The following is a 7,855-nucleotide window of genomic DNA, read 5'->3' on the forward strand; positions in this document are numbered from 1 at the left end:
CGGGGCCTGCTGGCGGAAGGCGCATCCCCGCGGGCGCGGCGCCGCGGAAACCTGGCAGCCCTGGGAGTTCCGCTGGACGCCCCGCCAGCCGGGCCCGCACACGCTGCTGGCCAGGGCCACCGACGAGCGCGGCGCCACCCAGCCCGACCAGGCGCCCTGCAACACGCTGGGCTACCTGTTCGGTGCTGTCGTCCGGCACCCCGTCACCGTAGTGTGAGGTTCTGCCGGCCCCCCGGCGGCAACACCGCCGGCGTCACCTGACCATCGCCCCCGCCACTGCCGGATCGATATCGGGAGGAGCTCTCATGGCGCTCTGGAAAGCCGACCCCAGTTTCTACGCCTCGCCGCGTGACGCGATCGCGGCACCGCCGGAGAAGCTGGCCTATGTCGCCGCCTTCGACCGTACGGCGCAACGGCCCGACGCCATCGCGGTGCTGGACGTCGAGCCCGACTCTCCTTCCTACGGCTCCGTGGTCGGCTGGACCGAGCTGCCCTACACCGGCGACGAACTGCACCATTTCGGCTGGAACGCCTGCAGCAGCGCGCTGTGCCCGTACGCACCCCATCCGCATGTCGAGCGGCGCTATCTCATCGTGCCCGGGCTGCGGTCCTCGCGGATCTATGTCATCGACACCAAGGAACAGCCCACCGGCCCCCAGATCGTCAAAGTGCTCGAGCCGGACGAGCTGGCCAAGCGCGCCGGCTACTCACGCCCGCACACCGTGCACTGCGGTCCGGAGGGGCTCTACGTGACCGCGCTGGGCGGGGCCAACGGCGACGACGGTCCCGGCGGGATCGCGCTGCTCGACCACACCTCGTTCGACGTGCTCGGCCGGTGGGAGGTCGACCGCGGCCCGCAGTACTTCGCCTATGACGCCTGGTGGCACATCGCGCACGACGTCCTCGTCAGCTCCGAGTGGGGCACCCCGTCGATGATCGAGGACGGTGTGGTGGGGGAACTGCTGCTCGGCCGGAAGTACGGTCACTCCCTGCATTTCTGGGATCTGCGCAAGCGCAAGAACGTGCAGACCGTGGACCTCGGCGACGAGCACCAGATGGTCCTCGAACTGCGGCCCGCACACGATCCCACCAAGCAGTACGGGTTCGTCGGGGTGGTGGTCAGCGTCGAGGATCTGTCGGCCTCGGTCTGGATGTGGCACCGGGACGGCGGCGAATGGGCCGTGCAGAAGGTCATCACCATTCCCGCCGAGCCGGCCGCGGCCGAGGATCTCCCCCCGGTGATCCGGCCGTTCGGAGCCGTGCCGCCGCTGGTCACCGACATCGACCTGTCCGTCGACGACAAGTACCTCTACGTCTCCTGCTGGGGCACCGGCGAGCTCAAACGCTACGACGTGTCCGACCCGTTCCACCCGGTCGAGGCGGGCTCGGTGCGGATCGGCGGGATCGTCCGCCGCACTCCTCATCCGGCCGCGCCGGACGTGCCGCTCGCGGGCGGGCCGCAGATGGTCGAGGTCAGCCGCGACGGCAAGCGGATCTACGTCACCAATTCGCTGTACGGGGCGTGGGACGACCAGTTCTACCCCGATGGCGTCGGCGCCTGGATGGCCAAGCTGGACTCCGGCGTGGAGTTCGGCTTCGACGAGCGGTTCTTCCCGCACGGCGACGACTTCCGCGGCCGGCGTCCGCACCAGACCCGGCTGCAGGGCGGAGACGCCTCGTCGGACTCGTACTGCTACCCGTGACGGCGTGCCGTCCGGTGCCCGGTGTCCCCGGCGCCGCCGGTGCGTCACCCATGATCGTATGCAGTCGATCACTGTGCGCCGCCCATGACGGCGTGCCTCTCATGACGGCGTGGTCCCACTGATGAACGACGGATCGCTGGCGGCGCTGGTCGCGCTCGGCGCCTTCCACGGGCTCAACCCGGGCATGGGCTGGTTGTTCGCCGTCGCGCGGGGCCTGCAGGAGCGCAGCCGCGCGCTGGTGCTGCAGTCGCTGCCCGCGATCGCGTGCGGGCACGCCGCGTCGGTGGGTGCCGTCGCCCTCGTGGTGACCCTCACCGGTTCGGTGCTGACCACCCGGATCGTCGCCATCGGCGGCGGCGTCGTACTCGTGGGATTCGGGCTGTGGCGGCTGCTGGCCAAACGGCATTTCCGCTGGGTCGGCATGCGGCTGTCGCTGTGGCAGCTCACGTGCTGGTCGTTCCTGATGTCGTCGGTGCACGGCGCCGGGCTGATGCTGCTTCCGGTGCTGACCTCCTCGGCGCCGCCTCCCGGTCACGACCACGGGCTGTCCTCTGGGCCCGTCGGCGCGGCCGTGTTCGTGACGGGTGTGCACACGTTCGCGATGCTCGCGGTCGCCGGTGTGATCGCGGTCCTCGTCTACGACGTGCTCGGGGTGACCGTGCTGCGGCGAGCGTGGTTCAATCTCGACCGGTTCTGGGCCGTCGCCCTGATCTGCGCCGGGGCGCTCACCGTGCTGACCGCCCCGTAGCGAAGGCCGAACGAAGGGACGGGTACATGTCGCTGAGCGTGCTTTTCATCGGTGGCACCGGGGTGATCAGCTCCGCCTGCGTGGACGCCGCGGTCCGGGCCGGCATGGACGTGACGACGCTGAACCGCGGAAACTCCGCCACCCGGCCCGTGCCCGACGCGGTCGAGTCACTGCGCGCCGACGTCCGCGACGCCGGCGCGGTGCGGCGGGTCCTTGCCGGCCGGCGCTTCGACGCGGTGGCCGACTTCCTCACCTTCACCGCTGAGCAGGCGCGGGCCAACGTAAAGGTGTTCTCGGGCCGGGCCGGGCAGTTCCTGTTCATCAGTTCCGCGTCGGCGTACCAGACGCCTCCCCAGCGCCTGCCCGTCGTCGAGTCGACGCCACTGCGCAATCCGATGTCCCAGTACTCCCGCGACAAGATCGCTTGCGAGGAGCTGCTGACCGAGGCCTACCGCACCACCGGCTTCCCGGTCACGATCGTGCGGCCGTCGCACACCTACGACCCCACCCACGTCCCGCTCATGTCGGGCTGGACCGACGTCGAACGCATGCGCCGCGGTCACGAGGTGGTGGTGCACGGTGACGGCACATCGCTCTGGACGCTCACCCACCACACCGACTTCGCCACCGCGTTCACCGGGCTTCTCGGCAACCCGCTCGCCGTCGGCGACGGCTTTCACATCACCTCCGACGAGGTGCTCAGCTGGAACCAGATCTACGAGCTGATGGGGTCGGCCGCCGGGGCGAAGCCGCGTCTCGTGCACGTGCCCTCGGACACGATCGCCGCCGTGGAGCCGGAACTGAGCGCGCCGCTGCTCGGCGACAAGACGCACTCGATGGTCTTCGACAACACCAAGATCAAGCGGCTCGTGCCGGGCTGGACCGCGCGGACACCCTTCTCCGAGGGCGCCCGGCAGATCGTCGCCTGGCACGACGCCGACCCGCGGCGCAAGACCGTGGACCGGGCCGCCGACACCCTGTGGGACGGCCTCATCGCCGCGATGGCCAAGGTGCGATGACGGGGTGCGGTTCCCCGATCAGGGCTTGATCACCGTCACGCCCGCCGTCTGCCCGGGACCCATCGCGACCATGGCGGCGGACGTTTCGGCCAGTCCGATCGTCCGGGTGACCAGCAGATCCGGCCGGAGCGTCCCGGCGACGACCATGTCCATCATGGGACCGTAGGCGTGCGCGGCCATGCCGTGGCTTCCCCTGATCTCCAGTTCGAGCGCGATCACGCGGTCCATGGGCACGGCGGCCACGCCGGCCGCCGGGGGCAGCAGGCCGACCTGCACGTGCCGCCCGCGCCGCCGCAGGCTCCGGACGGACGCCGCGCAGGTCCGCGGATCCCCCAGCGCGTCGATGGAGACGTGCGCGCCGCCGCCGGTCTCCTGACGCACGGCCTCGGGGACGTCGTCGCACACGCGGGCGTCGACGCACGCGGCGGCGCCGAACCGGCGGGCGAGCGCGAGAGCGTCCGCGGACACGTCCACCGCCACGACCCGCGCACCGCGGGCCACCGCGACCATCACCGCCGACAGTCCGACGCCGCCGCAGCCGTGCACCGCGACCCATTCGTCCGCTGCGACGTCGCCGTGCACGGTGACGGCGCGGAAGGCGGTCGCGAACCGGCACCCGAGGGCGGCGGCGGTGGCGTAGGGAAGCTCGCCCGGAAGGGCGACGAGGTTGACGTCGGCATGGTCGATGGCGACGTAGTCCGCGAACGAACCCCAGTGCGTGAAACCCGGCTGGGTCTGCCGTTCGCAGACCTGGTGCTCGCCGGCGGAGCACGCCGCGCACCGCCCGCAGGCGCAGATGAACGGCACCGTCACCCGGTCGCCGGGCCGCCATCCGGCGACACCGGACCCGGTCGCCGCTACGACGCCGGCCAGCTCATGACCGGGCACGTGCGGCAGTGTACGGATGTCGGGGTCATGTCCCATCCAGCCGTGCCAGTCGCTGCGGCACAGCCCGGTGGCCTCGACGCGGATCACCACGCCGTCTTGGGAGGGCGCCGGATCGGGCACCTCGGCCACCTTCGGTGTCCCGCCGAACGCCTCGTACACGACCGCCCGCACCGATCGCCTCCCCTTGCCGCCGTCCCGGTCAGGCACAAGGTATCCCGATCGCCACGCCGGCGCCCCCGCGGTCCTTCCGGGTGGGGTCCCGGGGCCGCGCCGGGTTCGGCGCCAGGCGGGCCGTCTGGCGCCAGACGCCCCGTGCCGCCAGGCGGCCCGCCGTGAACGTTCGCCACGGCGGGCCGGGTCACGGGGTGACGGGCCGACGGGTGCGGCGGCCGCCGCGGGGCCAGACGAGCGCACCGGCATACCGCTTGGTCAGCCGGTACGTCGGGACGGGGCTGCCGCTGACGAACTCCTTGTAGACGACCGCCGCCCGGCCGGTGAGGATCCAGCGGCGCGGGGTGTCGTCGGGGTGGGTGAACTGGATGACGGCGTCACGGCGGCCCAGGCTGACCGGCTGGTGGACGTAGCCGAAGCGGAACGGCTTGACCCGGCGTCCGCGCAGCAGCGCGACGATGGCGTCCGCGGTGTAGGCGGCGGTGGGGATGCCGCTCTGGCAGGTTCCGTGGATGTTCCCCCAGGTCTGGCGGATCGCCGCGGCGTCGCCGACGGCGTGCACCTGCGGGTGTGACACCGACCGGAGCGTGCCGTCCACCACGATCCGCCCGCGTTCGTCGACGGTGATGCCCGCGTCGGCGGCCAGCGGTGCGACGCGCACGCCGGCAGTCAACAGGCAGGCGTCGGAGTGCAGGAGCTCACCTCCGGCCAGTTCGACCGCGTCCGGCAGGACCTTGACCACCTCGGCTCCGGCTCGCACCTCGATCCCGAGGCGCTCGAGCGCCCGGTCGAGGTGACGCCGCGCCCGGTCCCCCATCATCGCCCCGGGCACGTCCCGGCTGACCAGGACGACCCGCACTCCCGGATGCGATTCGGCGATCTCCGTCGCGGCCTCGATACCGGTGAGCCCTCCGCCGCAGACCGTGACGGCCCCGCCGAGGGGCTCGATCTCGGCGAGCCGCTTGGCCAGCCGGCCGGCCTCCCCGGCGCCGTCGAACGTGTACGCGTGGGAGGCCGCGCCCGGCACCGCCCGCGTGTCGGTCGCCGCGCCGATGGCGTACACCAGGATGTCGTAGGGCAGCGTCACCGTTCCCGCGCCGGTCTCGACCCGAACCTCCCGGCGTTCCGGGTCGACGCCGGCGGCCCGTCCCTCGACGAAGTCGACGCCGGTGCCGTCGAGCAGCTCCGGGATCCGGTGGTCGGCGAGCCGCTGTCCAGTGGCGATCTGGTGCATCCGCAACCGCTCGGTGAACCGGGCCGACGGGTTGACGAGGGTCACCCGGCCGCCCTGCCGGCGGCTGCGCCTCGCCACCCGGATCGCGCACATCATGCCGGAGTAGCCGGCGCCCAGCACCAGGATCCGGCGTCCGCCCGTGGTGTCAGTCATCGCTCTGTCCTCCTGCTCCGCGCCGCTGTCGGCGCCGTCGATTCAAGGACGGGCCGGTGCTCCGGAACGTGACATCGCGAAGGCGACCTCCCGGTGCGAGGACGGCCGGGCGTGCGGACGGAGTGGAACCTCAACGTTGGTCGAGCTATACAGTGGGGTCCGTGACACAACTCGCAGCCGATCTCAGGGAACTCAGCGTCGGTCAGCTCGCCGAGCGGAGCGGGGTGGCGGTGTCCGCTCTGCACTTCTATGAGGCCAAAGGGCTGATCCGCAGCCGCCGTACGACCGGCAACCAGCGCCGGTACCAGCGGGACACGCTGCGCCGGGTCGCGTTCATCCGCGTGTCCCAGCGGGTCGGCATCCCGTTGAACACCATCCGCGCGGCCCTTTCCGAGCTCCCGGAAGAACGCACCCCGACGCGCGGAGACTGGGCCCGGCTGTCGGCGTCCTGGCGGGCCGAGCTCGACGCCAGAATCGAACGGCTTCAGCAGCTGCGCGACGACCTCACCGACTGCATCGGCTGCGGCTGCCTCTCCCTGGGCAGCTGCAAGCTGTCCAACCCCTTCGACGTGCTCGGCGAGAAGGGGCCGGGGCCGCGGCGGCTGCTCACGGACGCCGCCCGGCCGGCGCGGAGCGCCTCGGGCGGGCCGGTGTCAGGTGCGATCGTCGACGACGCTGGGACGGCCTGCGCACCCCGGTGCGAGGACGCCGACGATCAGGTTTCGTCTCCCGAGCGTCGAACCGGACGCAGATAGGCCCACAGCAGGAACGCCGCCCCGAAGACGAGCATGGCCAGGCCCGTCCAGAGGTTGATGTTCACGCCCTGGGCCTTGTCGAGCTCTGCCTTGGAGTCGAACAGCCCGGCGCCGGCGACGATCAGTCCGTAGACGCAGAACAGCCCGCCGATGATGACCCGGATCTCGCTGAGCAGGGCGACGAGGGCGGCCCGCCGGTGCTTCGCGGTCTCAGGCGGCGTGTCTGTCATGACTCATCTCCAGACGTCAGAGCAGCGGTAGGTAGAGGACGACGCAGAGGATCAGGGCGCCACCGCCGAGCACGAGCGGTGAGCGGAACCATGCCTTGTCGCCCGCGATGGAGTCGTCGACCAGCTCGTCGACCTTGACGCCGCGCACCAGGCCGGCGAGCTCGGCTACGGGCTTGGGCGTGGTCATGAAGCTGACGGCCACCGACACGATCACGTCGACCGCGAAGGCGATGCCGGCTCCCCAGAAGCTGGCGTTCAGGTCGGTGCCGAAGCCCAGCACCCCCGCCTTGTAGAGCACATAGGACGCCACCGCGCTGAGCGTGCCGGCCAGCAGTCCCCAGAACCCCGCCCAGGGCGTCATCCGCCGCCAGAAGAGGCCGACGATGAAGGTCGCGAACAGCGGCGCGTTGAAGAACGCGAACAGCGACTGCATGTAGTTCATGATGTTGCTGAACCCGGCGGCGATGAAGGCCGTGCCGATGCCGCCGGCCACACCCGCGACGGTGACCCAGCGGCCGACCTTGACGTAGTGCTCGTCCGGCCGGTCCTTGGCGAAGTTCGCCTTCCAGATGTCGTAGGTGAACACCGTGTTGAAACCGCTCACGTTGGCGGCCATGCCCGCCATGAACGAGGCGATGAGACCGGTCAGCGCGATGCCGAGCACGCCGCTCGGCAGCAGGTCGTTCATCAGCAGCGGGATCGCGTCGTTGTAGTCGTAGGCCTTGCCGAGCTGCGGGAACAGCACGAGCGCGACCATGCCCGGGATCACGGTGACCGCCGGGATCACCAGCTTCGGGTAGGCGGCGATGATCGGGGTGAGCCGCGCGGCATTGGTGTTGCGCGCCGACAGGCCCCGCTGCACCTCCGCGAAGTTCGTGGTCCAGTAGCCGAACGACAGGACGAAGCCGAGGCCGAAGATGATGCCGATCCAGTTGGCCGCCATCGGGTTGTCGG

8 protein-coding genes and 1 pseudogene are annotated in these 7,855 nt (G+C 71.2%); 5 read left to right on the forward strand and 4 right to left on the reverse strand.

Annotation, left to right across the window (positions count from 1 at the left end):
* The 4 genes and pseudogenes from HKK72_RS41695 to HKK72_RS32745 form a co-directional block, all read left to right on the forward strand.
* Positions 1-217: pseudogene (locus tag HKK72_RS41695) on the forward strand (sulfite oxidase); the annotation flags it as partial.
* Positions 218-305: 88 nt separating this feature from the next.
* The gene (locus tag HKK72_RS32735) at positions 306-1,703 is read left to right on the forward strand and encodes a selenium-binding family protein (protein ID WP_187238302.1); all 1,398 of its coding nucleotides are present in this window, start codon (positions 306-308) and stop codon (positions 1,701-1,703) included.
* 121 nt (positions 1,704-1,824) lie between these two features.
* Complete coding sequence (locus HKK72_RS32740) at positions 1,825-2,451, forward strand: hypothetical protein (protein ID WP_187238308.1); 627 nt, start codon at positions 1,825-1,827, stop codon at positions 2,449-2,451.
* A 26-nt stretch (positions 2,452-2,477) separates the two neighbouring features.
* Complete coding sequence (locus tag HKK72_RS32745; protein WP_187238303.1) at positions 2,478-3,470, forward strand: NAD-dependent epimerase/dehydratase family protein; 993 nt, start codon at positions 2,478-2,480, stop codon at positions 3,468-3,470.
* Between the two features lie 18 nt (positions 3,471-3,488).
* Here HKK72_RS32745 and HKK72_RS32750 read toward each other — a convergent pair whose 3' ends face one another.
* Both HKK72_RS32750 and HKK72_RS32755 read right to left on the reverse strand, forming a co-directional pair.
* Positions 3,489-4,529: a zinc-dependent alcohol dehydrogenase family protein gene (locus tag HKK72_RS32750; protein ID WP_187238304.1), complete on the reverse strand. Its 1,041-nt coding sequence runs from the start codon at positions 4,527-4,529 to the stop codon at positions 3,489-3,491.
* Positions 4,530-4,716: 187 nt separating this feature from the next.
* Positions 4,717-5,916, reverse strand: coding sequence for an NAD(P)/FAD-dependent oxidoreductase (locus HKK72_RS32755; protein ID WP_187238305.1), 1,200 nt, complete (start codon positions 5,914-5,916; stop codon positions 4,717-4,719).
* Positions 5,917-6,077: 161 nt separating this feature from the next.
* Here HKK72_RS32755 and soxR point away from each other — a divergent pair, with 161 nt between their 5' ends.
* Positions 6,078-6,671: a redox-sensitive transcriptional activator SoxR gene (gene soxR / locus HKK72_RS32760; RefSeq protein ID WP_187238306.1), complete on the forward strand. Its 594-nt coding sequence runs from the start codon at positions 6,078-6,080 to the stop codon at positions 6,669-6,671.
* Here the strand turns inward: soxR and HKK72_RS32765 are convergent.
* Both HKK72_RS32765 and HKK72_RS32770 read right to left on the reverse strand, forming a co-directional pair.
* Positions 6,632-6,901, reverse strand: coding sequence for a hypothetical protein (locus HKK72_RS32765; protein WP_187238307.1), 270 nt, complete (start codon positions 6,899-6,901; stop codon positions 6,632-6,634). The two genes, soxR and HKK72_RS32765, sit on opposite strands and share 40 nt — an antisense overlap.
* 16 nt (positions 6,902-6,917) lie before the next feature.
* A partial coding sequence (locus HKK72_RS32770) for a sodium:solute symporter family transporter (protein ID WP_410050366.1) occupies positions 6,918-7,855 on the reverse strand: 938 nt, incomplete at its 5' end.

It is taken from the genome of Actinomadura sp. HBU206391 (assembly GCF_014323665.1).
Taxonomy (GTDB): Bacteria; Actinomycetota; Actinomycetes; order Streptosporangiales; family Streptosporangiaceae; genus Actinomadura_C.